Genomic DNA, 23,806 nt, shown 5'->3' on the forward strand with positions numbered 1-23,806 from the left:
TGTAACGATGAACTCAAGTTTTCCTAGGGGCATCTGAAATATTGCTGAAGAATATCTCCGCTGATAGCTGATTTTATCTCTCGAGAATACAATTTTGAAGCACTGTTTCATTTTCGGAAAGAATGTCCTTACCTCTTTTCGAGTCTCTTTGAGGAAAACTGAGGAATTGATTGGAATGGAGTTAGATTATGCCCAAAGATGTAGTTGTTACAGGCGTGGAACGGTTTTTCGGTGACGACGAGCTGATCGTCAGTAAAACCGATCTGAAGGGGCGTATTACTTACTGTAACGATGTATTCCTTCAGATCGCCGGATATACGGAAAAGGAATGCATCGGGCATCCACACAGCATCATTCGTCACCCTGAAATGCCTCGGTGTGTCTTCGATTTGCTGTGGGAATTCATCCAGAGCGGTCGTGAGATTTTCGCGTATGTCAAAAACCGCTGCAAAAACGGCGATCACTATTGGGTTCAAGCCCATGTGACGCCCAGCAAGGACCGCTCAGGCACAATATTGGGATACCATTCCAACCGCCGCGTACCCGACAGGGACGTTTTGGAGAACGCGATTTTCCCGCTTTATGACGAACTTCTCCAGGAAGAGCGCCGGCACGGAGACCGAAAGAGCGGTCTGCAGGCTTCAAAACAGCTGATCGACGACTTTCTGGCTGAAAGAAACATGCCCTATGACGAGTTCATAGCACGCCTTTGATCCGCCGGCATTCTGCCAATCTATATATTTTATTCGTGAGGAAACACATGCTGGGTGGAGACAACAAATCGGCCGTCAGAAAAGCGCTTGAGACCGTTGAAAGGGTTGCTCAGGGCGATTTTGAAGCACGCGTTTTGAACATTACAGAAGGTGGGGAAGCGGGCCATCTTCTTCATGCGATCAACCGGTTGATCGATCGGACCGACGCTTACGTGCGCGAATCCAAGGCGTCGCTCGACTATGTATCGCAAAACAAATACTTCCGCCGTATCTCGGTTCGCGGCATGACGGGTTCCTTTGGGGAGGCCGCAGAGTCGATCAACGGCGCCATGGGTGCCATGGAGGGACGCGTTACCTCCTTCCGCGAGGTTGTCGGCGAATTTGAAACCCAGATGGAGAATGTTGTCGAATCCGTGGATGCAGCTGCCACGCAGATGGAAGCAACCGCGAGATCGATGAACAGCACGTCGACATCGATGAGCGACCAGGCCTCCGTTGTTGCCGGCGCTGCCGAAGAAGCCTCTTCAAATGTGAGCTCTGTTGCAGCGGCGACAGAGGAAATGACCCAGTCGGTCAACGAGATCAATCAACAGGTCACTCATTCCGCGCAAATCGCCGGAGAAGCCGTCAACGAAGTCGAGCAGGCCAACCGGGGTATCACCGGATTGTCGGACGCCTCGGAAAAGATCGGCGAAGTTGTCTCGCTCATTACCGACATTGCCAACCAGACCAATTTGCTGGCGCTCAACGCGACCATCGAAGCGGCGCGCGCAGGCGAGATGGGCAAGGGTTTCGCGGTCGTCGCGGCCGAGGTCAAGGAACTTGCCAGCCAGACCGCAAAGGCAACCGAAGAAATCGGCTTGCAGATCAAGGAAATTCAGACCTCGAGTGGTCAGGCCGTCGACTTCATTCGCTCCATAGGCGTGACGATTTCGAAGGTGAGCGAAATTGCGTCGGCCATTTCCGCTGCCGTGGAAGAACAGGGAGCAGCAACCTCGGAGATCTCGCGAAACATCAACCAGGCCTCCAGCGGCGCCATGGAGGTCAGCTCCAATATCGGTTCGATCAGCACAATGGCGGGCGAGACCCTGGACGGCACCACGGAGGTCATGCGCGCAGCAGAAGATCTCACCGAAAAAGGCCAGATGCTGCGCAACGAAGTGACGGGCTTTCTGGAGCAGGTTCGTCAGGTGGTTTGATCGACTAGTTTTCTCCACGTTGAAATGACCCATGTTTGGATGCGGCGTGTTGCCGCCATCCAAACGCGTCGGGTAAACGTAAACCGGCATATCAAATATGACCGGTATGCGAATGATCCCTTCACAACGATATTTTCCTCTGATCGTGCTGCCGCGCGGTTGTGGTTCTGTGTTTGATCCGATGACAGCACCGGCAAGCTTTTGATGAGCGGCAGATCCATTGGCATAATCGGCGCCGGTCTTGCGGGACTGGCGTGCGCGGATCTGTTGGCGAAACGGGGCTTTCATCCGGTCGTTTTCGACAAAGGAAGGGGCATCGGCGGCCGCCTTGCAACGCGCCGAACGGCGGCAGGTTTTCAATTCGACCATGGCGCGCAGTTCGTAACGGCAAAAACGGCAGGCTTCGGTGAGGTGTTGTCGCAAGCGCGTGAAGCGGGCGTTGCCGGCAACTGGTCTACGGCCGACCGCAACGTGACGGTTGGCGTCCCTTCGATGAATGCGATTGCCAAAAGCCTTGCAGCCGGGCTGGACATTCGGCTCAACACGCGCGTCACAAAGATCTGGGAAACCGCCAATGGCTGGCAGATCGCAGACAGTGAAACTGAAACCCCGTTTGATCGCCTTGTGATCGCGGTCCCTCAGCCGCAAGCGGTTGACCTCATCGGCAAGGACCACCCGCTTGCTGCAGAAATCGCGCATGTAACGATGTCGCCTTGCTGGACGCTCATGGCCGCCTTTCCCGAACACTTGCGTGCGCCCTTTTCGAGCCGGCGTGCACCAGACAGCTGCCTTGCCTGGGTTGCGCTCAACAGTTCCAAACCGGAAAGACCGGATAAAAATTCCTGGGTCGTGCAGGCCAGCGCGGATTGGAGCGCTAGAAACCTGGACCGCGATCCGGACGATGTCGCACGTGAGTTGCTCTTGCGCCTTTGCGGCGATCTGCGGTTTGAACCAACCAGCGCGCTGCACGTGGCGGCGCATCGTTGGCGATACGCCAAGGTCGAAACACCATACGGCAAACCCTTTTGCCGGAGCGCGTCAGGCACTCTTTATCTTGGCGGCGACTGGTGTCTGGACGCCCGGGCCGAGGCGGCCTGGACAAGCGGCGTCGCAATCGCAGAAGATTTGCTGGAGCACCTTGATGCCAAGTGATCCGCGCCTCGCAGGGCTTCTCAGGCTCTTTCGGGCAGCACTCAGGCCCGACCCAGGCTCCGGGCGCATTCTGTTGGCGCTCCTTTTCGGAATGATTTGCCACGCGGTGTTTGCACTGGCCGTCGCCGCGATGATGGTCGCCATGTTTTTCGGCATGGAGAAGAGCCTCGGGGAGATCCCCTGGCCCTGGGCTATTCTCGTCAACGCGTTTCTGGTGCTGCAGTTTCCGCTCGCGCATTCAGCCCTGTTGACACCGGCTGGCCGGCGGGTGCTTGCACGAGTGGTGCCCGGAGCCCACGGCGAGACCTTGTCGACGACGACCTATGCCACGATCGCTTCCATGCAATTGCTTGCGTTGTTTGCCTTGTGGACGCCGTCTGGCGTCATCTGGTGGCAGGCGGAAGGGGTCGCGTTCTGGCTGCTTTGTGCGAGTTATGGATTTGCCTGGCTCTTGTTGCTCAAGGCAAGTTTTGATGCAGGGGCGGAAGTGCAGTCCGGTGCACTTGGCTGGATGTCGCTTCTGGCGAATGTGAAACCGATCTTTCCCGACATGCCGACCCTCGGGCTTTTCCGTTTCATTCGCCAACCCATTTACGTTGCCTTTGCCCTGACGCTCTGGACCGTTCCGGTCTGGACGCCGGATCAACTGATGCTTGCCGTCAGTTTGACGAGCTACTGCCTCCTCGCGCCGCTGCTCAAGGAAAAGCGCTTCAGGGCGATCTACGGCGCCCGGTTCAAAGCCTATTGCCAGCAGGTGCCTTACATGATCCCGCGAGGAAGCAGACCAAGACACACGATGCCGGGTCCCGGGACGGGTGAAGGCCGGATGCGCTCACGGCGTTTGAATGGAGTGGAGGCGGATTGATGGAGACGGTCGCACTGCTGGTCACAGCAACACTTTTTGGCGGCATGGTGCTTTATGCTTTCGGATTTGCCGCATTCGTATTTTCAGCCCTGCCTCCGGATGTGGCGAGCCCGACGATACGGCGTGCATTTCCGTATTTCTATCTGTTTGTTCTCGGGGTTTCGGCACTCGCCGCGTTGCTGCTGATATCCGGCGACACCGTTTCTGCTGTCATCATGGCCGGGATTGCGCTCTCCACGATCCCGACCCGGCAAGTCCTCATGCCGGCGATCAACACGGCAACTGACGAGGGCAAAAAACGGCGGTTCCAGTTGCTTCATGCTTTGTCCGTGACGATTACACTCGCTCACATTGCTGCCGCAGCTTATGTTCTGGTGCGTTTCATATGATGGAAAAGTCCCCCGATCTTCCCGTAGAAAACGTGCAGTCCTATCCGCGCCCACCGGCGGTCGAAGCAGTGCCGCAAAGGATCCGCATCAGATTGGGTGGTGTGTTGATCGTCGATACGAACAACGCGCTGAGGGTCCTGGAGACGCATCATCCGCCAACCTATTATATTCCACGCGAAGAGCTTGAGTGCGACTTGCGACCGGTACAGGGCGGAAGTTTTTGCGAATGGAAGGGTGTTGCGCGCTATTTCGACGTGAGCGCCGGTCGCATCACGCGCCGCCATGCAGCCTGGTGTTATGACGATCCAACTTCTGCCTTTTCGAGTATCAGGCATCACCTTGCGTTTTACGCGACAAAGATGGACAGCTGCCATGTCGGTGATATGCGCGTCGATGCGCAGGCCGGTGATTTCTACGGCGGCTGGATCACTGCAAACCTGAGTGGTTTTCCAAAAGGCGCGCCGGGAACGGAACATTGGTGACGTGATTAAAGCTGTTGGCTTCCGGCAAACTTTCAAGGCAAGTTTCAGACACAGCTTCCTTTTTTGAGTTCCCGTAGGTGCGTTCAGCGATTATCGGACTGGACCTCCCGTGCTGATCAGGCGAGGTTAGACGGGCTAGCTTTTGGGAGGACTTCATGCGGGACCTGCGTATCTGCTTCGTCGGTGACAGTTACATCAGCGGAACCGGGGATGAGCGTTGCCTCGGCTGGATCGGGCGTTTGTGCGAGCGTCGATTTACGCGCGATATCCGTTTGTCATTTTACAATCTTGGCATACGCGGCGAGACCACGCCTGAAATTGCGGACCGCTGGCAAGGCGAGTGCAAGACCCGCTTGCCGGGGGGCGCAGACAACCGTGTGGTGCTTCAGTTCGGGATCAATGATATCGCGGAAGTCGCAGGCTCCGGCCGTCATGTGGAAGAAGATGCCTCGGTTGAGGCGGCGGAAGCGCTGGTCACCGAAGTCTCCAACCTCTACCCGACATTGTGGATCGGATTGCCGCCTGCCAACGAGGCTTGCTCACCAATGTTTCCAAGCACGGGAGTTGAGCTTTCTTTCAAGCAGACCGATGCGATTGCGCTCAATCGGCGCTTCGTGGCCTCGGCACAAAAGCTCAACGTGCCTTACTTCGATTTGCAGACACCATTGCTCGCCAATCGCGATTACATGAACAGCCTGACCCGTGGCGACAAGATGCACTGTGACGGTACCGGCTACGCAATGATCGCCAGCCTGGTCAACAACTGGGATGCATGGGACAGCTGGTTCCAGGAGTAAGGCTTGGCGGGACCGCTGGTCGCCTTACGCCGTGCCCGACACGTCAGTCTTCAATGCTTCTCGAAATCACGGAGAAGGCAGAATCAAGATCGAAGTTCATGATGACGCCGTGGGGGCATCTGGCATCGGTGACCTTGTACTTTTCAATTGCGCCGTTTTCTTCTTCAACTTCGTAGTCTCCTCCGCTGCAGCCTTCGATCTCAAGCGCTTTCACGATTTCCTCCGTTTCTGCAGGCGTTGGCGCTCTATCGGCGAAGGCAGGCGATGCGCCAAGCGCTGTAATGAGAGCAAGGCTGTGCATTCTTCGCATCAGGACCTCCGTGAACGCTTGTTTCGCCGCCTCCGGCGCTCAGCTTCGAAGACATACTGTGAAGGGAACCGTGGCCATATTTGCAGATTAATGAGACGCTGGACAGTCCGACATTCAAAGCGTAGAGCAAACAAGGCGCACCCCGTCTGTGGCGCTCCCGCAGGACGGCAGATCGTCCGAACGACCTTGTCGGCGCTCGACTGAGTGCTGGACACAATCCGCTTGCACACCTATCTCTTCGCCATGACCGTTCGTGTGCAGCAGACATCAAATGACTACGGGATCGTCGTGGAGCAGCTCTCCGGCGAGGTGACAGCCAGACGGGGAGAGCAGGTGATCGCCCGTTCGACCAGGGCGCGGGTGATGTATGAAACCCGATTGCCGCCGGTCGTCTATTTTCCCGCAGAAGATGTAGTTGCCGGTTTGGAGCCGACAACTGAACACAAGACCTTCTGTCCGTTCAAGGGGACAGCCTCCTACTGTCACGTCTCGTTGGGTGAAGAAGTGTTTGAGAACGGCGCGTGGCACTATCCAAACGCGTTGCCGGAAGGACAGGCCGTCGACGGATGTTATGCCTTCATGCCGGGTATCGCGACCAGCATCGACCATCAGGGTGCTCCCATTGACGAAATGACAACCGGGAATATTTCCGGACCGATCGTCGACTGGCTTTTGCGTGAAGCCTGGCTGGAAAAGACACCGCAGGATCTGCTTGCCGCGCTCGGCAACAAGCTGGTGGAAGATGGTGTCGCCGTTAGCCGGATGAGCATCCTCATCTGGTCCTTGCATCCGATGATCGCGGGTCAGAACTGCATCTGGGTTCGGGGTGAGGAGGAGGTGACAAGCCGTTTTCCGTCCTATGAAATCCTTGAAAGCCCGGTCTTCAAGGACAGCCCGTTCCAGCACGTTGCGGACGGGCTTGGCGGTGTCAGGCAGCGGCTGGACACCAATCCGGACGAGTTCAACTTTCCGATCATGGAAGATCTGAAGGAGCAGGGGGTTACCGACTACGTTGCCATGCCGCTTCCGTTTTCGGACGGTCGGATCAACGTTTTGACGCTGGCATGCGACCATCCAAACGGGTTCACAACAGCAAACCTGGGCCTCATCTTCGAGTGTTCCGCCTTGCTCAGCAGGCTGTTCGAGGTCTTTGCACTGACATCCAACGCCACCACTCTCCTGGAAACCTACCTGGGCAAACGCACGGGCGCGCGGGTCCTGGGAGGGGAGATCCGGCGCGGCGACGGCGATGAGATTGATGCTGCGATCCTGTTTTGCGATCTGCGTCATTCCACAAGGCTGGAAGCCGAACTCGGCCGGGACCAGTATGTGGCCGTGCTCAACCGGTTTTTCGAGACGGCGACGGACATCGTCAACGCCCATGACGGCGAGGTGCTGAAATTCATCGGCGATGCCGTGCTTGCGATTTTCCCGGCAACGTCCGGACATGCGCAAGCATGCCGCCACGCGGTCGAGAGCGCGGACAAAATTGTCTCGGCACTGGCTGAACCGGATGAGGAAGCGGACACGCTGGCATTGTCATGCGCCATCGGCATTGCCTATGGCGATGTCACTTACGGCAATGTCGGATCAAAAGAACGGCTGGACTTCACGGTGATTGGAAGCGCCGCCAATATTGCCGCCCGGCTCGGTGATCACGGCAAGATCAACGGTCAGGCGATCGTGGCGTCCGGAGAAGTCGCTCGTGCGTCCGGGTTTTCCACCGAAAGTCTCGGAAAACTGAACCTGCACAATGTGGCCGAGCCGGTCGAAGCGCTCGCAATATTGGGCAACCAATCCCCAGAGAGCTGACCGACTTTCAAAGAAAGACTTCAGCGGACCGTGTTTCCGCCTGCAAATCCGCCCATGGGCTGATTGCGAACAAGGATTACGAGGCCGGCCTTGCTTGGTTCGGATCCCAGTTCGGCAACTCCGCCATAGTTGGCGCAAAGCTCTTCCGCACTCTTACTCTGTGTCGGTGTGAACATGGTGATCGCCTGGCATTCGACCCGGCGCAACTCCCGGTCGCTTGAGGGATTTCCTGATATGACAAAGCCGAGCCCGGCCAAGGCCAGTGCGAAAGTAGAGGTGGTTGCAACAGCAAACTTGTTCATCGTCCCCGGTCCCATTTCCCGGCCAAGCTCCACGCCTGGCCCTGCGATATGGTCGGAGAATGGCGGAACGCACCTGTACTCACTCTGACATCCGCATTCACCTGGGGTTCATCTTAGGCGATTCGTTGATTTTTGCCGAGGATTTGCCCCAATTCAGCCAGATTTGATTCGGTTTAGCGTTGGATAAGCCGCAATTAGGGGTGGATTCGGTGGGCATCCTGTCGGGAAAAAGGGTGTTTTCGGCCTGTTTCAGCCCGATTTGTCCAATGGCCTGGTAAAGAAAGCCCGCGTGAGCTGTCATTCTTGGGCTTGATCCGGCAATCCAAGCGGCGCATTCGCCCAAGCATATGGCCTTGCTCCATGAATGCGCACGGCATTGGTCCCATGGTCGAGCCATGGGACGACCGGAGCAGGGAGGGAACTGCGCGTGTCTCTCCTCCGCCGACCAGCGCCGATACGCAATGCTCTCCCGGACTTGTCATCCCGGTTTGCCGCATAAGCGGCAAGACCGGGATCCAGTATTCCACGTGGCCAATGATAGAAAATGGTGGTCAGGCAAGAGTTTACTGGATTGCGGCCTTTCGCAGCGCTTCAGCCGGAATGACAAGTTTTTGCCGAGGAGATAACCCCAAAGACACCGCTTCGCTCCAGGAGCGGTTACGGCATGAGTCTCAAGGTCGAGACGTAGGACGACCAGAGCAGGGAGGTCATTATGCGTATGTGTCCCGACCGTTCCCTTGCTGGAACGGCATGGTTCAAAACATCAAAACGAAAAAAGGGACGGAAAACCGTCCCTTCGTGTTGTTTTCTGAAATTTTGAATCAAGCTCAGGCGGACTGCTGGGCAGTCTCGACGCCTTTTTCGGTGAGCAGGCCCTGGAGCTCCTGGTTCTGGAACATTTCACGGATGATGTCGCAGCCGCCGACGAACTCGCCCTTTACATAGAGCTGCGGGATGGTCGGCCAGTTGGTGAATTCCTTGATGCCGTTGCGCAGTTCATCGTCCTCAAGAACGTTAATGCCTTTGTAAGGCGCGCCGACATAGTCGAGGATCTGAACGACCTGACCGGAAAAACCGCATTGCGGGAAATTCGGCGTGCCCTTCATGAACAGCACCACGTCGTTGCTGTCGACTTCGTTCTTGATCCAGTCCTGGATGCTCATGTTCGTTCGTCCTTTATGTCTTCGTCCGCCGTGCCGGTCATGTTCGCAAGCGGTTTAAAGCTGCCGCTCTGGTTTGCGGCAACGTGTTTGTTCGTTCCACTCAGTCTGGGGCCTTGGTCTGCAGCGCAAGAGCATGCAGAGCGCCGCCCATATTTCCTTTCAGAGCTTCATACACCATCTGATGCTGCTGAACGCGGCTTTTGCCGCGAAAGGATTCCGATACGACATTTGCCGCATAGTGATCGCCGTCGCCAGCCAAATCCCGGATCTCGACCCGAGCGTCAGGCAGAGCCGTCTTGATCAGGGTTTCGATCTCGTTCGCGTTCATCGGCATCGTACGTCTGTCCTTATTTTAAGTTCCTGAAAGCCAAAAGGCTTAGCTGCCAGCCATGTAATTCGGGAACCAATCTTCGTGTGCTTTTTGTAAGTTTGCAACGGATATGGTGAGAACACCCTCAACAGTCAAATCCTTACCGCCCGTTTTGCCGATTAGTTGAACTTCAATACCGGCATCCAAAACGTCTTCCAGGACGGCATCCACTCTTTCCTGCGACACGGTCAGCACATATCGCCCCTGATCCTCGCCAAACAATGCCGCGTGCGCCGGTCCGTCGATCTTGACGGTTGCCCCGATGCCGCCTGCGATGGCCATTTCAGCCAGGGCAACGCCGAGGCCTCCGGAGGAAATGTCGTGAACAGCGGTCAGGCGGGCAGCACCAATCAACTGGCGCACCAGCGTACCGCGACGCTTCTCGGCCGCAAGATCGACCGGGGGAGGAGCGCCTTCTTCCCGTCCGAGGATGTCGGCAAGATACTGAGACGCACCAAGGTGTTTTCCGAAGCCGCCAATCAGCAGTATGGCGTCGCCTTCGTTCGCAAATGCTGCACCTGCACGCACGGTCACGTCCGGCAGCAAGCCGACGCCGCCGATTGCCGGGGTTGGCAAAATCGCTTCGCCGTGGGTTTCGTTGTAAAGCGAGACATTGCCCGAGACGATCGGGAAGTCGAGTTCACGGCAGGCTTCGCCGATGCCTTTGATGCATCCGACGAACTGGCCCATGATCTCCGGCCTTTCCGGATTGCCGAAATTGAGGTTGTCGGTCGCTGCCAGCGGTTCCGATCCAACGGCAGTCAGGTTGCGCCAGACTTCGGCAACCGCCTGCTTGCCGCCCTCGAACGGGTCTGCTTCGCAATAGCGCGGGGTCACGTCGACTGAAAAGGAAAGACCCTTGCGTGTTCCCTCGACACGGATCACGCCCGCATCGCCGCCCGGCGAAGCGGCTGTGTTGCCCTGGATCAGTGTGTCGTATTGCTCGTAGACCCAGCGGCGGGAGGAGCCGTTGGCGCTTCCGACCAAAGCTTTCAGCGCGCTTGCGTAGTCGGCGGGCTCTTCCAAGTCAGTTGCGGCAAGCAGCGGCAATTTGGCAGCCTCCGCCCAGGGCCGGTCATATTCGGGAGCCTCGTCGCCGAGTTCCTTGATCGGAAGATCGGCAACCACGTCGCCCTGATGCTTGACGACGAAGCGGAGCGTGTCGGTGGTGACGCCGACAATGGCAAAGTCGAGACCCCACTTTCTGAAAATGGCTTCAGCTTCCTGCTCCATGGCCGGACGCAGCACCATCAGCATGCGTTCCTGGCTTTCCGACAGCATCATCTCGTAGGCGCTCATGTGGTCTTCGCGCACCGGCACCTTGTCGAGATCAAGCTCGATGCCGAGATCGCCCTTGGCACCCATTTCAACGGCGGAGCAGGTCAGGCCGGCGGCACCCATGTCCTGGATTGCGATGACTGCGCCGGTTTCCATAAGCTCAAGGCAGGCTTCGAGAAGGCATTTTTCGGTAAAGGGATCGCCGACCTGAACTGTCGGGCGCTTTTCCTCGATCGTATCGTCGAACTCCGCAGATGCCATCGTTGCGCCGCCAACCCCGTCGCGACCGGTCTTGGCGCCGAGATAGACGACCGGCAAGCCGATGCCTTCCGCCTTGGAGAGAAAAATCGCATCGGACCGGGCAAGTCCGGCCGCGAAGGCGTTTACCAGACAATTGCCATTGTAGCGGGCATGAAACTCGACTTCGCCGCCCACGGTCGGGACGCCGAATGAGTTGCCGTAGCCGCCGACGCCGGAAACGACTCCGGAAACAAGATGACGGGTGCGTGGATGCTCCGGTTCGCCGAATCGCAGTGCATTCATCGCCGCGACGGGACGGGCACCCATGGTAAAGACATCGCGCAGGATACCGCCGACACCAGTCGCAGCTCCCTGATACGGCTCGATATAAGACGGGTGGTTGTGGCTCTCCATCTTGAAGACCACGGCCTGACCATCGCCTATATCGACGACACCGGCATTTTCACCCGGGCCTTGAAGCACGCGCCGGCCTTCGGTAGGCAGTGTTTTCAGCCATTTCTTCGAAGATTTGTAGGAACAGTGTTCGTTCCACATGGCCGAGAAGATTCCGAGTTCGGTAAAGGTCGGTTCTCGTCCGATCAGGTCCAGGATGCGCTCATATTCATCCGGTTTCAGGCCGTGGGAAGCAATCAGGTCGGGCGTGATCTTGATGTCGTTCGGGATCATGGCGTTCCGCTACGTTGGGGCTGCTGCGAATGGCCGAACGGGTACGGCCGGGCAGTGTTGCCGCCGTTTAGCAGATTGCGTCTGGAAAAGGGAGGGGAAGGGCGAAACTTTGTTTCATGGAGGCGGGACAAGGCTGTCTCACCCCGACAGTGCGGCTACAAAGCCGCTGCGCGAACGCTCTTATGTTCAACTGCACCCTGTCACCGGGGCCTTATCAAGATCCCGGTCCGATTGAAAGCGCTTGGGCTATTTGGCCGCGAGGGGCGCGGCCATCGCACCACATCAATATTATGCTCGCTTGGCGACCCGCGACTGGAGTTTCAAAGTGACCTGTTGCCACTCGCGCATTTGCGTTTCCAGGCGCTTGATTTCCCTGTCCTTGAACGTGGTTTGCTGGCGGAGCTCCTGGACCGTGTTTTCCAGTCGCATGAGACGCAGCAAAAGGCGTTCCGGGGTCAGCTCTGTTAAAGCGTCAGTGTGATTGTCTAGTTGCATGGTCAAACCGTGGCTCGATCTGTTTTTGTCAAGAATTTTCTTGCAAAACACTATTGCTTTGTCACTGGGTTCCATTGTGTGTTCGTCTTTTTAGTATCAGGTAATACTTTTGATATAGTAGTTTAAAAACAACGATACGTAGAGTAATAGGTTGCAATAGGATTGTAAAGAATAACGACTCAATATGATTAAAAGTTTAGGTAAATCTCGGTATCTCCATCTCGCCTGAGCGGTTTCGGCTCGGCGTAGATGTCAGGGTCTTTTTCTTTTTTCTCAATAAATTCAAATATTTAAGTGTTATAACTGAGCTGTCATCGAACAGCGTTCGATAACATAAAGTTGAGGAAAAAACCTGGGTCTTTTGGGGATATTCGAATGCCCCCGCAACCGCAATGCCGCTGTATCAGGCGCGCTAGACTAAGAAGCTATACTGAAAAACCAAGAAAATTAACGCTATTGCCCGGCGCTTTTCGGCGGTGCGGGAGACTATTCGGACAATCAAGTCTTGCAGGTAATGTCTGACCCCGGACCGGGAGTGGGATCCCGGCCCGGAGGTACGACACTCAGACCGCGCCGGTATATTCGCCGCGGGCCGGGTAGTCGTTCTTTTGGACGAAGTCGAGCGCACCGACCATTTCCTGGAAATGCGGGCGAACGAAAGGCATCGTCTGAACAGATGCGAAATAGAGTGTGCCGTCACCCCGCACCAGGAAAACGCCCGGTTCGGAGAAGAGGGCCGGCTCTTCGATGCCGATGGATGTGGTGCCGCGGCTGGTGGAGATATAAAGGCCCCATTCCTTCGCGACACTCAGCGGAAGGCCGTAGCCGAAGCGCAGACTATCGATACCGACCTTGTCCGCCATCTTCTGGGCGCGGTCCTGGTCGTCGGATGAGATTGCGATGGTCTTGACGCCCTTTGCAGCGAAGTCATCGGTGAGGCGGCCAAGTTCTTTGAGGTAGGACGCACAGATCGGGCAATGAAGACCGCGATAAAAAACAACGAGCGTGGCAAACTCCGCGCCGTCTTGTGCGAGATCGAACGAACCGGAATTCAGGGTTTCTACGGCGAGGCCAGGGACCTGCTGACGTGGGACAAGCATCTTTTTCCTCATGCTGGTTGGACCAAGGCTTCACATTTGCCTCTCTATAGGCTTAAAATAGCGAACGGATGAAGAAGAAACATCCTAAAAAGATGATCAGGAGTACGAAAGTGCCCGTAGCATACCGAACGTCATTCAGCGGGAAACTGGATCGGCTGTCATCGCTTATCGACCGACTGAGGGTGCATGTGGTCAATGCACTTGTCGAAGAGCCGAACATAGGTGCCGCCAATCTGGTCATCTTTACGCATCGGGACGGCGCGCTCCGGCTGGTGTTTTCTCCGCTCCGGGATGAGGCAATCCAGGATTTTCCCGAGACTGCCCCTCAACCTGGCGAAACGCCTCTGGTGGCTGCACATATTACGATCACGGGGATCGGCAAGCAGCTGATCAATGCGCTGCCTGCTTGTATTTCGGTGCCTCTTTCTGAAGAACCCTATCTGACGGCTGTTGTGACGCCGCTCATAGAGGAAGCAACGACACCACGGTGCGGAGGGCAGGCGGCCTTTCAGCGCCTGTGCGAGGTCGTTGTGATCCGGCTCTTGCGTCATGCAATGGAAGAGGGCAAGGCGGATACCGGATTGTTGAATGGTTTGGCCCATCCGCGGATCGCGGCAGCGCTCGTTGCAATTCACGAAGCACCGGGAGAAACCTGGACGCTGGAAAAACTCGCGGAAACCGCGGGCATGTCCCGCACCCAGTTTGCCGTCACCTTCAAGGATCTGGTGGGCGCAACACCGATGGGTTACCTCTCCAACTGGCGGCTGGATATTGCGCGCGCAGAACTTGAGACCGGGCGCCAGGTCAAGTCGGTCGCCACCCTTTGCGGATTCTCCAGCCCGGCGGCGTTTTCGAGGGCCTTTTCGCGACGGTTTGGCTATCCACCGAAGCAAAAGCGCAAACAGGCCGCCTGAAACCGATCAAGCACCGCCCAAGCGCCGTGCGACTGGTGTTGCATTATCGTTGACAGTTTTCAGCCAGGCCTTATTTTTCAGCCATGTCCAATGAATCATCCAGCAACTCGGCGCTCGAACAGATCAGCCGCCGCCGCTCCAAAACCCTGAGCACGATTGTGCTTGAGGCGATCGAGGAGATGATCATTTCGGGGGAGCTGGAAGCCGGCGACCGGATCAATGAAAGCGCGTTAGCGGGCCGTCTCGGCGTCAGCAGGGGACCGATCCGCGAAGCCTGCAGAAGTCTGGAACAGGCCGGATTGCTCGTCAGTGCTACCAATCACGGCATGTATGTGCGGGAAATGACGCTTGAGGAAGCCCGCGATCTTTACGAGGTCCGCGGCGCGCTTGCCGGTCTCACGGGCCGACTGATCGTTGAGCGTGCGAGCGACGAGATGCTGGACAACCTTTTGAAACTCGTTGAAAAAATGGATGTTGCGGCAGGAGAGGGGAATCTGTCCCGCTATTACACTCTCAATCTCGATTTCCACGGTTTGCTGGTGAGCGCGGCTGAAAACCCGGCCTTGCAGCAAAGTTACCGCTGGATCGTCAACCAACTCCATTTGTTCCGGCGCCGAGGACTTGTTCAAAAAGGCAATCTCCTCGTTTCCAACCAGGAGCACCGCGCCATCATTGATGCACTGCTGGCCCGTGACGCAGCAGCGGCAGACAGCGCCATGCGCCGGCACGTTGCCGGTGGCTGGGCACGCATGTCCGCACCTTCCTAGACCCAAAGCTTAAGCAGGTGAGATCTGAACGCAGAGGTCAGCCAAAAAACAAAATTGAAAACTGTTGACAGTTTACAGTTTGCAATTTAGGTTGCGCTCCCATTGACGCTCGACTTCGTGCGTCGTGCCCAAATCGATGGGAGGATCGAATGACTTTTCTGAAATCAGCGGCGATTGCCGCAACCACACTTGCGCTTATGGCCGGGCAGGGCCTGGCGAACGACTTTCCTTCTCAACCAGTCGAAGTCGTAACTCACGCCTCTGCTGGTGGCGGCACCGATACCACAGCGCGCACGATGCTGATCCGGGCGCGCCGTGAGCTTGGAACCGATGCATTCGTGCAGATCAAGAAGGGTGGAGGCGGCACCGTTGCCATGTCATATGTCTCCGGCAAGCCCGCCGACGGTCATACCCTCATGGCAATCACTCCGACGCACCTGATCACCATGGCCCGGGGCCGGGCGCCGATCAGCGTCGACGAAATCAAGGGTGTTGTGCGCTCTACCGACGATCCCATTATTCTCGTCGTTTCCAAGAGCTCGGGTATTACGTCTTTTGAAGATCTGAAGGCAGCCGGTGAAAAAGCGCCGATCAAGTGGGGTGGCACGCAGGCCGGAGGGATCGATCACATCGCGGCGATCACGTTCTCCAACAAATCCGGCGTGAAAATCGCCTATGTGCCTTTTGACGGCGGCGGTGCGATGGTGACCAACCTGATGGGCGGAAACATCCAGGCGGCCGGCCTGAACTATGGTGAAGCAGTTGATGGAATTGAATCGGGCGACTTCATTCCGCTTGCCGTGATGGCCACCAAGCGACTGTCAGCCCTTCCGGACACACCGACACTTGCGGAATTGGGCGTCGAAGACGTCAATTTCTCTACCGTTCGCGGCATCGTTGTCATGGCTGACACGCCGGACGAGCGCGTTGCGGCGCTGGAAGAAAAGCTTCTGAAGGCCATGAACCACGGCACCTACCAAGCTTATCTGGAAGGTATCGGTCTGGACAACACCTCCATTGGCGGAGCCGAAGAGTGGGATGAGCAGATCCGCTCCATGTACGCCAACATCTACCAGACTCTCGGCGATCTTGGCCTGAGAAAATAATCAAACGGGTCTTTGCGGCGCATGCCAAACCGGTGTGCGCCGCGCTGGCAAGGGAGGATGTGCCATGACTTTTCCGAAGGATCTGGTGCCCGGGTGCCTCATCTTGATCCTGTGCGCCGCACTTTATTATGTGACTACGACATTTGACAGCGATCCATTGGGAGCGGCACAAGGCATGCCTGCGACCCATATGCCGCGTCTTGTTCTCAGCGTGATTGCAGCCCTGGCTGTCCTCATGATTGCGCAAGGTCTTCGCAGCGGTGAGAAAACCTCGTCGGATATGCCGCCCTGGAAGATGTGGGCAACCGCCGGACTTCTCGGAGCTGCGGCCTTTGCAACCCCATTTATCGGCGTTCCCCTGACGTTCTTTCTGGTTTGCGGTTCGCTGCCGCTGCTTTGGGGCGCGCGTGACTTCAAACTTGTCGCGCTCTTCGCCGTTGCCGTTCCCGTCGCGATTTACATCGTCTTTCAAATCCTGCTCGGTCTGCGGCTTCCGCTCGGACCGCTGGCATTCCTCAGCTAAGGGAGGGGCCCATGGAAATGCTCGTTGGCGGCCTGCTCGAAATCCTGCAGCCACAGACCTTGCTTCTCATCTGCGCCGGAACCCTCGTTGGCGTTCTTGTCGGTGCGTTGCCCGGTCTTTCAAGCTCCATGGCAGTGGCACTGTTGCTGCCGTTCACGATCTATCTTGACCCGATACCGGCGATTGCAATGCTCGCCGCGCTCTATTGCGCCGGAACGTTCGGCGGGTCAATCACCGCGATCCTCATCAATGCGCCGGGAGCGCCACCTGCAGCAGCGACTGCTTTCGACGGGTATCCGCTGGCGAAAAACGGCCAGGCGGGCCGGGCGCTCGGCATGGCGGCAGCCTCGAGCGTTGCCGGCGGCGTCTTCAGTCTGTTCGTGCTGATTTTTGCTGCGCCCTTCCTGGCGACGATCGCCTACAGGTTCGGGCCCCCCGAATATTTCGCGCTGACCGTTTTCGGCCTTTCGATGCTGGCTTCGATCAGCGGCAAATCCGCGATCAAGAACCTGATCGGCGGAGCGTTCGGTGTTCTCATCGCCACCGTCGGGGTGGATCTGACCACGGGTGTTGAACGCTTCACGTTCGGCGTTCCCGAGCTCTACGAAGGGATCAGCTTTATTCCAGTGCTTATCGGCTTGTTCGCTATGGCTGAATTGCTGGACCAGGCCGGACAAAAGGACCGTCCTCTCGAGCGGTTCGCGATGTCGGCCCTCAAGCTGCCAACAGTCGACGACTTCAAGCGCGTCTGGAAAACCATCCTGCGTTCTTCCGGCATCGGAACTTTTGTCGGCATTCTGCCGGCCGAGGGCAGCACTGTCGCGGCGATGATCGGGTACAACGAAGCCAAGCGCTGGTCCAAGAACAAGGAGAACTTCGGCAAGGGCGAACTTGAAGGCGTTGCAGGACCTGAAGCTGCCAACAATGCGGCCACGGGCGGTGCCATGGTGCCCACCCTTGCGCTCGGCATTCCCGGTTCGGCAACGGCTGCCGTCATTCTCGGTGGTCTGCAGATCCACGGGCTGCGTCCCGGGCCCTATCTGTTCGAAAACCAGCCGAACCTGCTCTATGCGATCTTCTTTGCGATGCTGTTGGCGAACTTCGTGTTCCTTGCCTTCGGGCTGGTCGGAGCGCGCTACTTCTCCCGGATCTCGCTGATCCCGCGCCAGTTCCTCTGGCCGGCCGTGTTCTGCCTGTGTGTCGTCGGCGCCTTCGGCGTGGGGCAATCGCTCAACGATGTCTACATCATGCTGATTGCGGGCTTTATCGGCTACTTCCTCAACCGGGCAGGTTTCTCGCCGGCACCCATCATCATGGGCCTGGTTCTTGGACACCTCGTGGAGAATTCACTCGCCCAGTCGATGATCCTGTTCGATCAGGATGCGTGGAAGTTTTTCACGCGGCCAATCGCGGTGTTTTTCTTCATCCTTGCCGTCGTCAGCATCTTTTCGACGCCTATCGGCCGGCTCATCAAATCGAGAAAACGCGAGGAAGCGGATCGCCTGGCACACGGCAACGAGTGACGCGAGCGCATTCCCCAATCCCCGAACTATCTGAATAGAAGGATCATTCCCAATGTCTGTTGCCAGGAACATCTTTGCAGACATACCCGAAGACATCGCCGTCACGGACGCAGCGGCGGACTTCGTGGAAACCGTCAGCTTTGACGACTTGCCGGAAGAGGCCATCCGGCTCGGGACACGCTGCGTGCTGGACGGGCTCGGCCTCTTCGTCGCAGGTTCTGATCACGAGATGGTCGAGATCCTGATCGAGGAAGCCATGGACACGGGCGGGCGCGCCGATGCCCGTGTCATCGGCCAGGAAATGCGTGTTCCGGCGCCCATGGCAGCCCGTGTCCTGGGGACCTCCGGTCACGCCCATGACTGGGACGACAGCCAGGTCAGTGTCGATCCGGCGCATATCTATGGTCTTCTGACGCATCCAACGATACCGCCTTTGACCGCGTCGCTCGTCATGGCGCAGAAGCTCGGCAATGTTGACGGCAAGACATTCATGCTGGCCTTCCTGACGGGCTTCGAAGTCGAGTGCAAGATATCGGAGTGGATGTTGCCGCAGCATTATATGCGCGGCATGCATTCCAGCGGTACGGTCGGTACATTCGGTGCCTACGCCGCAGCCGCGAAATTGCTTGGCCTGACCGGGGACAAATTGCGCTGGGGCTTCGGGATCGCAGCGAGCCTTGCAGCCGGTATTCGCTGCAACTTCGGCACAATGACCAAACCGCTCCATGTCGGACGGGCCTGTGAAAACGGCATCACTGCCGCCCTTCTGGCGAGCCGTGGCTACACGGCAGATCCTCAGGCACTTGACGGTCCATGGGGTTTCTTTGCCGTTCAGGGTGGGGGCATCAGTCAGGAAAAAGTCAGCCAGGGCTTCGGCAGGACCTGGACAATTCTGGAGCCCGGCGTCTCGATCAAGCCCTATCCCTGTGGTGTCCTGACCCATCCGACAATTGATCTCATGTTGCGGCTGGTAACGGATGCAGATATCGCGCCCGAGACGATCAGAGGGGTTACCGTGCATGCCGGTACCAACATTTTGAAGCCGATCCGCTATCCGATTGCCGCAAACCATCTGCAAGCCAAGTTCTCCCTGCCGGCGGCTCTCGCCATGATCGCTCTTGCGCGCAAGGCCGGCAAACGCGAGTTTTCCGATGAGTTCGTGGAGAGCGAGGCCATGCAGGCGATGCAGCGGCGGATCCGCACAGAACTCGACCAGGAGATCGAAGCACAGGGCTTTGACGTCATGCGCTCGCGGATCACGATCGAACTGAACGATGGTACTGAGGTCGCCGGCTGGGCGGATGAGCGCTATCGCGGCGGTCCGGAAAACCCGATGAGCGACGCTGAGCTCGAAGGAAAGGTGCGTTCGTGCTGCGAAGGGTTGCTCGACGGGCCGGGTCAGGATCGCCTGATTGAAACGGCCTGGAAAACGGTCGGCCTTGCCGATGTGACTGTGCTTGCAGACTTATTGCGGCAAAAGCGCTGAGGCGACCGAAAACAGAGGCCCGGCCAACGCCGAGACATGGCGAAACGGGACCTGACGAACCGGGACCGGCGCTCAGCGCCGGTCTTCGACTTTTCTCTCCAGGGCGTACACTTCGTCGGCGACATCTTCGGCCTTGCGCGAGAAAAGAGCGAGCGCGTCTTTCAGGCCAAGATTATAAAAGTGGGCGCCAAGAGAACCGCTCAGAAAATCGATCAGGAACTCGGCGTCCATATTGCCGATCTCGACTTCGAGCTCATCGTCGAGATAGCGCCGGATCTGATCGGCGAGGCGAGACCTGACGTCCTTGTCCAGTTCCAGGTCCTTCATTGCTTCGTCCTTTCGAGTGTTCAGGCCGCCTGGTCGAGAAGACTTTCGAAAAGCAGCCGTCCGTCCAGCCCACCGTTGAGCGCTTCCACCAGGTTTTCCGGGTGCGGCATCATGCCGAGAACATTGCCCTTTTGATTTGTTATCCCGGCGATGTTGTTGATTGACCCGTTCGGATTGGTGCCGTCTGCATATCTGAAAACGACCTGGCCGCTGTCCTCGATCTGTTTCAGTGTATCGGCATCAGCAAAATAATTGCCGTCGTGATGTGCGACCGGGCAGCGCCAGACTTGCCCCTTGGTGAATTTGGACGAGAAACGGGTCGCGTTGTTGACCGTTTCCATTTTCACTTCCTTGCAGACGAATGTCAGGCCCGCGTTCCGCATCAGGGCGCCGGGCAGGAGGCCCGCTTCTGTCAGGATCTGAAAACCGTTGCAGACACCCAGAATGGACACGCCGCTTTCAGCTTTGGCGACAAGATCCTTCAGAATGGGCGACCGCGCGGCAATGGCGCCTGAACGCAGATAATCGCCATAGGAAAAGCCGCCTGGAACGACGACAAGGTCGACATCGGGCAGGGTGCTTTCGGTGTGCCAGACGCTTTGAGGCCGCGCACCGGTGATGAGCTCCAGGGCGTGAAACATGTCGCGGTCGCGGTTGGAGCCTGGGAAAACGATTACGGCGGTTTTCATGTTCCGATCCCGATTTTCTAGAGCAGGACAAAGACGGCGATGATCGCCGCAAGGGCCGGAACCAGGATAAAGACCGCCGCCTTGATCGCCATGAAGGTTATGGCTTTGCGGGTATCGTCATCCATCATCCGGATCCGGGGTTCAGGCGATCTCGATCGCGTAGTTTTCAATCACGGTGTTGGCGAGCAGTTTCTCGCACATGGCTTCCAGTTCCGACCTGGCGGCCTCCTTGTCCGAACCGCTGAGTTCCACGTCGAAGACCTTGCCCTGGCGGACGGAGCCGACGTCATCGAAGCCGAGCCCCCCAAGAGCGCCTTCGATGGCCTTTCCCTGGGGATCGAGAACACCGTTTTTCAAGGTGACGATGACGCGTGCTTTCATGTGTTTTTGTCTCCATCAAGTCGGGCGGGCCGCTTTCGTGGCTCCTTACACCAGCTTGTCCGGTTCTGGAAGGGAGGAAGGCGCGAGAATGAAAAAACCCCCGTCAATCTTTCGGATTGCGGGGGTTTTCGTCTCACTGGACCAGCGTCGGGCCGGAATTTATCGGCCGCTCGTTGCCGATCATGATGCCGAGGCGCTTGGCGACCTCCTGGTAGGCCTCCAGCATGCCGCCGAGATCGCGGCGGAAGCGGTCCTTGTCCATCTTGTCGTTGGTCTCAATGTCCCACAAGCGGCAGCTGTCGGGCGAGATTTCGTCGGCAACGACAATGCGCATCATGTCGCCCTCGAACAGGCGGCCGCATTCGATCTTGAAATCGACCAGGCGGATACCGACACCAAGGAACAGGCCGGACAGGAAATCGTTCACACGGATGGCGAGGGCCATCATGTCGTCCAACTCCTGGGGCGTCGCCCAACCGAAGGCAGTAATATGCTCTTCGGCGACCATTGGATCGTCCAGTTCGTCATTCTTGTAATAGAACTCGATGATGGAGCGCGGCAGCTGCGTGCCTTCTTCCAGGCCCAGGCGCTTGGCGATGGAACCGGCAGCGACATTGCGAACCACGACTTCCAGCGGAATGATCTCAACTTCACGGATCAGCTGTTCGCGCATGTTCATGCGGCGGATGAAATGGGTCGGAATGCCGATGGCGTTCAGGTGATTGAAGATGAACTCGGAAATACGGTTGTTGAGAACACCCTTGCCGTCGACAATTTCATGTTTCTTGTTGTTGAAAGCGGTCGCATCGTCCTTGAAGTGCTGAACCAGTGTTCCCGGTTCCGGACCTTCATACAGAATCTTTGCTTTACCTTCATAGATGCGCCGGCGGCGGTTCATGGGCTATACCGTGTTTTTCGTGAAACCATTGAAGGGGAGTCGCGAACCTCGTCAAATTTCCGCGGGACCTATCCTGGTCGACCGGCAGGTGCCAATGAGGCTGCAATCCCTGTTTTGCGGCGCGGAACTTACCCGAAGAGCGGCAAAAGTACAATCTTATGTTTTTCCAACGCGGTCATACTCCCACGGTAATTGCAGCTTTATAGTGCTTTTGACGCAAGTGTGTATCTACTGCGTTGATTTGCCGGGCCTGCGGGGATATGCAAGAGGCCAAACAGACCCCATATGGGGAACAGTGCACGAGCGCAGTTCAGGAGACGAAGAGTATGAGCACATTCGACAAGCGCGAACAGGGATTTGAAAACAAATTCGCGCATGACGAGGAGCTGCGGTTCAAGGCAACCGCGCGCCGCAACAAGCTTTTGGGCCTTTGGGCCGCCGGACTGCTGGGCTATGAAGGCGAAAAAGCCGAGGAATACGCCAAGGAAGTCGTCCGTGCAGATTTCGAAGAGCCGGGTGACGAAGACGTCTTCCGCAAGATCCGGGCAGACTTTGATACCAATAACGTTGAGCAGTCAGACCATCAGATTCGCCGCAACATGGATGAACTGATGTCAACCGCGATCGAGCAGCTTCAAAACGAAGGCTGAGCCTGAGCGCAGTTAAAGTTCAATACTGGAACGCCCGCTGGAAACGGCGGGCGTTTTTTGTGGTCCAAAAAAGTGACCCGTTGCTTTCAATCAAAATGCTCTGCTTTGAGGCTCGGCAACCTTCAGGCATGGGGGCGACAAAGTGCTTCGTTTGCGTGAAATTGGTCCACGCCTGAGATGCCAAGATGGCCGCCCGGAGGCCGGAAAGCGGACGCAGCAGTTTAGTGCGGACGCGACCCGGGTGGGTGCTCCGATCTCAAGACGTTCCAGGCGTATCCGGTCACGAACCTGAAAGTCAGGTCCAGGCGATCGCTGTTCCTATCAGGACCAGCCCCATGCCGGTGAGTTCGCGGGCCGAGTAACTCTCACCGAAATGCAAGTGCGCCATAGCACCGATGAAGATAACTTCCGCACCCAGGATGCCGACATAAATCAGACCCAGTCTTTCCTGCCTCAAGGCAAACACTTCGAAAGCGCCTGCCGTGAGGAGTGCGGCTCCAATGATCAGTGCCAGACCGATGCTTGGCAGCTCCGCATGGGACTTCATCGCAACCATTGCTACGCTGTAGAAAAACGCCGAAATTAGCGCGAGTATTGCTACAGATTGAAACATTTTTCAAAATATAAAAATTGCAATGACTTAGAGTAAGAAAAGCAGCACTCATGGTCAAGCAAAATGGAAAATTCCAACCTGTTTTTCAGTTTTGGCGTTCAAAAGGGAACGCCCGCCGGTTTCGGCGGGCGTATAGCCTTCATTCGAAGCTCAAGGCCCCTTATTCGAAAGTGTAGGCGCCCAGATCGCAGAGGTTCAGGTCATAGTCCTCATAGATCTCGCCATCCTCGAAATCCGCACGGATGTCGTATACGCAGGTCGACAAACCGTCTTGGATCAACACGTCGATTTCGTATCCGCCGTCAAGGTAACCGCCGCTCATCAGATTGCTTTCCCAGTTGTTTGAGTCTGCTGGTGACACATAGAACCCGGTTATCGCGACGTCGGTTTCGTTGATGAGACCGAATGCCAGATCTTCCGCGTGTGCGGAGACCGAAAATGCGGTTGCGAGAAGTGCGGCCGCGACGATTGAAGATTTTGCTGTCATTATTTTTCCTTTGGGTCGCCGAAGAGCGCAGGTCTTCGGTAAGGTCTTGTGGACCTGCCCAGCATTGAGTGAACGCCGACGCTGTCGC

At 57.1% G+C, this 23,806-nt stretch carries 29 protein-coding genes; 15 read left to right on the top strand and 14 right to left on the bottom strand.

Annotation, left to right across the window (positions count from 1 at the left end; genetic code table 11):
• Positions 1-188 precede the first annotated feature (188 nt).
• From RBB47_RS02280 to RBB47_RS02310, 7 genes are all read left to right on the top strand, one after another.
• Complete coding sequence (locus RBB47_RS02280; RefSeq protein ID WP_305984101.1) at positions 189-713, top strand: PAS domain-containing protein; 525 nt, start codon at positions 189-191, stop codon at positions 711-713.
• Positions 714-760: 47 nt separating this feature from the next.
• Complete coding sequence (locus tag RBB47_RS02285) at positions 761-1,912, top strand: methyl-accepting chemotaxis protein (protein WP_305984102.1); 1,152 nt, start codon at positions 761-763, stop codon at positions 1,910-1,912.
• A gap of 204 nt (positions 1,913-2,116) precedes the next feature.
• On the top strand, positions 2,117-3,064 hold the full coding sequence (locus RBB47_RS02290) for an NAD(P)/FAD-dependent oxidoreductase (protein ID WP_305984103.1): 948 nt from the start codon (positions 2,117-2,119) through the stop codon (positions 3,062-3,064).
• The gene (locus tag RBB47_RS02295) at positions 3,054-3,929 is read left to right on the top strand and encodes an isoprenylcysteine carboxylmethyltransferase family protein (RefSeq protein ID WP_305984104.1); all 876 of its coding nucleotides are present in this window, start codon (positions 3,054-3,056) and stop codon (positions 3,927-3,929) included. Before RBB47_RS02290 ends, RBB47_RS02295 begins: the two co-directional genes overlap by 11 nt.
• Positions 3,929-4,318: a DUF4149 domain-containing protein gene (locus RBB47_RS02300; RefSeq protein ID WP_305984105.1), complete on the top strand. Its 390-nt coding sequence runs from the start codon at positions 3,929-3,931 to the stop codon at positions 4,316-4,318. The genes RBB47_RS02295 and RBB47_RS02300 overlap by 1 nt, the downstream gene beginning before the upstream one ends.
• Positions 4,315-4,800, top strand: a complete 486-nt coding sequence (locus RBB47_RS02305) for a DUF427 domain-containing protein (protein ID WP_305984106.1) — start codon at positions 4,315-4,317, stop codon at positions 4,798-4,800. The genes RBB47_RS02300 and RBB47_RS02305 overlap by 4 nt, the downstream gene beginning before the upstream one ends.
• Before the next feature lie 155 nt (positions 4,801-4,955).
• On the top strand, positions 4,956-5,597 hold the full coding sequence (locus tag RBB47_RS02310; RefSeq protein WP_305984107.1) for a GDSL-type esterase/lipase family protein: 642 nt from the start codon (positions 4,956-4,958) through the stop codon (positions 5,595-5,597).
• A gap of 43 nt (positions 5,598-5,640) precedes the next feature.
• On the opposite strand, the gene RBB47_RS02315 is transcribed toward RBB47_RS02310, so the two are convergent.
• Positions 5,641-5,907, bottom strand: a complete 267-nt coding sequence (locus RBB47_RS02315) for a hypothetical protein (protein ID WP_305984108.1) — start codon at positions 5,905-5,907, stop codon at positions 5,641-5,643.
• Positions 5,908-6,111: 204 nt separating this feature from the next.
• Here RBB47_RS02315 and RBB47_RS02320 point away from each other — a divergent pair, with 204 nt between their 5' ends.
• Positions 6,112-7,719: a DUF427 domain-containing protein gene (locus RBB47_RS02320; RefSeq protein WP_305984109.1), complete on the top strand. Its 1,608-nt coding sequence runs from the start codon at positions 6,112-6,114 to the stop codon at positions 7,717-7,719.
• 20 nt (positions 7,720-7,739) lie between these two features.
• Here the strand turns inward: RBB47_RS02320 and RBB47_RS02325 are convergent, their stop codons facing one another.
• From RBB47_RS02325 to RBB47_RS02350, 6 genes are all read right to left on the bottom strand, one after another.
• Positions 7,740-8,021 carry an antitermination protein gene (locus RBB47_RS02325; protein ID WP_305984110.1) on the bottom strand — a complete coding sequence of 94 codons (282 nt, stop codon included), beginning with the start codon at positions 8,019-8,021 and terminating at the stop codon, positions 7,740-7,742.
• Positions 8,022-8,848: 827 nt separating this feature from the next.
• Positions 8,849-9,184 (bottom strand): Grx4 family monothiol glutaredoxin, encoded by a 336-nt coding sequence (gene grxD / locus RBB47_RS02330; RefSeq protein WP_305984111.1) that lies wholly within the window; start codon positions 9,182-9,184, stop codon positions 8,849-8,851.
• Between the two features lie 100 nt (positions 9,185-9,284).
• Entirely contained in the window at positions 9,285-9,518 is a 234-nt protein-coding gene (locus tag RBB47_RS02335; protein ID WP_305984112.1) for a BolA family protein, read from the bottom strand.
• Between the two features lie 42 nt (positions 9,519-9,560).
• The gene (purL, locus tag RBB47_RS02340) at positions 9,561-11,759 is read right to left on the bottom strand and encodes a phosphoribosylformylglycinamidine synthase subunit PurL (RefSeq protein WP_305984113.1); all 2,199 of its coding nucleotides are present in this window, start codon (positions 11,757-11,759) and stop codon (positions 9,561-9,563) included.
• A gap of 288 nt (positions 11,760-12,047) precedes the next feature.
• Positions 12,048-12,260: a hypothetical protein gene (locus RBB47_RS02345; RefSeq protein ID WP_305984114.1), complete on the bottom strand. Its 213-nt coding sequence runs from the start codon at positions 12,258-12,260 to the stop codon at positions 12,048-12,050.
• A 557-nt stretch (positions 12,261-12,817) separates the two neighbouring features.
• Positions 12,818-13,354: a peroxiredoxin-like family protein gene (locus RBB47_RS02350; RefSeq protein WP_305984115.1), complete on the bottom strand. Its 537-nt coding sequence runs from the start codon at positions 13,352-13,354 to the stop codon at positions 12,818-12,820.
• Between the two features lie 110 nt (positions 13,355-13,464).
• On the opposite strand from RBB47_RS02350, the gene RBB47_RS02355 reads away from it, so the two are divergent.
• From RBB47_RS02355 to RBB47_RS02380, 6 genes are all read left to right on the top strand, one after another.
• Complete coding sequence (locus RBB47_RS02355) at positions 13,465-14,268, top strand: AraC family transcriptional regulator (protein ID WP_305984116.1); 804 nt, start codon at positions 13,465-13,467, stop codon at positions 14,266-14,268.
• 83 nt (positions 14,269-14,351) lie between these two features.
• Positions 14,352-15,035 carry a GntR family transcriptional regulator gene (locus tag RBB47_RS02360; RefSeq protein WP_305984117.1) on the top strand — a complete coding sequence of 228 codons (684 nt, stop codon included), beginning with the start codon at positions 14,352-14,354 and terminating at the stop codon, positions 15,033-15,035.
• A 149-nt stretch (positions 15,036-15,184) separates the two neighbouring features.
• Positions 15,185-16,141: a tripartite tricarboxylate transporter substrate binding protein gene (locus tag RBB47_RS02365; RefSeq protein WP_305984118.1), complete on the top strand. Its 957-nt coding sequence runs from the start codon at positions 15,185-15,187 to the stop codon at positions 16,139-16,141.
• 64 nt (positions 16,142-16,205) lie between these two features.
• A complete protein-coding gene (locus RBB47_RS02370) occupies positions 16,206-16,664 on the top strand; it encodes a tripartite tricarboxylate transporter TctB family protein (RefSeq protein WP_305984119.1) in 459 nt (152 codons plus the stop codon).
• 11 nt (positions 16,665-16,675) lie between these two features.
• On the top strand, positions 16,676-18,187 hold the full coding sequence (locus RBB47_RS02375) for a tripartite tricarboxylate transporter permease (protein WP_305984120.1): 1,512 nt from the start codon (positions 16,676-16,678) through the stop codon (positions 18,185-18,187).
• 52 nt (positions 18,188-18,239) lie between these two features.
• Positions 18,240-19,673, top strand: a complete 1,434-nt coding sequence (locus RBB47_RS02380) for an MmgE/PrpD family protein (RefSeq protein WP_305984121.1) — start codon at positions 18,240-18,242, stop codon at positions 19,671-19,673.
• A gap of 72 nt (positions 19,674-19,745) precedes the next feature.
• On the opposite strand, the gene RBB47_RS02385 is transcribed toward RBB47_RS02380, so the two are convergent.
• From RBB47_RS02385 to purC, 5 genes are all read right to left on the bottom strand, one after another.
• Positions 19,746-20,000, bottom strand: coding sequence for a DUF2164 domain-containing protein (locus RBB47_RS02385; RefSeq protein ID WP_305984122.1), 255 nt, complete (start codon positions 19,998-20,000; stop codon positions 19,746-19,748).
• 20 nt (positions 20,001-20,020) lie between these two features.
• A complete protein-coding gene (purQ, locus tag RBB47_RS02390; RefSeq protein WP_305984123.1) occupies positions 20,021-20,689 on the bottom strand; it encodes a phosphoribosylformylglycinamidine synthase subunit PurQ in 669 nt (222 codons plus the stop codon).
• A 17-nt stretch (positions 20,690-20,706) separates the two neighbouring features.
• Positions 20,707-20,814 (bottom strand): phosphoribosylformylglycinamidine synthase-associated small membrane protein, encoded by a 108-nt coding sequence (locus RBB47_RS02395; protein WP_305984124.1) that lies wholly within the window; start codon positions 20,812-20,814, stop codon positions 20,707-20,709.
• A gap of 16 nt (positions 20,815-20,830) precedes the next feature.
• A complete protein-coding gene (purS, locus tag RBB47_RS02400) occupies positions 20,831-21,070 on the bottom strand; it encodes a phosphoribosylformylglycinamidine synthase subunit PurS (RefSeq protein WP_305984125.1) in 240 nt (79 codons plus the stop codon).
• A 133-nt stretch (positions 21,071-21,203) separates the two neighbouring features.
• Positions 21,204-21,968 carry a phosphoribosylaminoimidazolesuccinocarboxamide synthase gene (gene purC / locus RBB47_RS02405; protein ID WP_305984126.1) on the bottom strand — a complete coding sequence of 255 codons (765 nt, stop codon included), beginning with the start codon at positions 21,966-21,968 and terminating at the stop codon, positions 21,204-21,206.
• A gap of 326 nt (positions 21,969-22,294) precedes the next feature.
• Between purC and RBB47_RS02410 the strand changes: the two genes are divergently transcribed.
• Positions 22,295-22,618 (top strand): DUF1476 domain-containing protein, encoded by a 324-nt coding sequence (locus tag RBB47_RS02410; protein WP_305984127.1) that lies wholly within the window; start codon positions 22,295-22,297, stop codon positions 22,616-22,618.
• Positions 22,619-22,913: 295 nt separating this feature from the next.
• Here RBB47_RS02410 and RBB47_RS02415 read toward each other — a convergent pair whose 3' ends face one another.
• A complete protein-coding gene (locus RBB47_RS02415) occupies positions 22,914-23,165 on the bottom strand; it encodes a hypothetical protein (protein ID WP_305984128.1) in 252 nt (83 codons plus the stop codon).
• A gap of 226 nt (positions 23,166-23,391) precedes the next feature.
• Complete coding sequence (locus RBB47_RS02420; RefSeq protein ID WP_305984129.1) at positions 23,392-23,718, bottom strand: hypothetical protein; 327 nt, start codon at positions 23,716-23,718, stop codon at positions 23,392-23,394.
• Between the last annotated feature and the right edge of the window lie 88 nt (positions 23,719-23,806).

Source organism: Roseibium sp. MMSF_3544, assembly GCF_030732845.1.
Lineage (GTDB): Bacteria > Pseudomonadota > Alphaproteobacteria > Rhizobiales > Stappiaceae > Roseibium.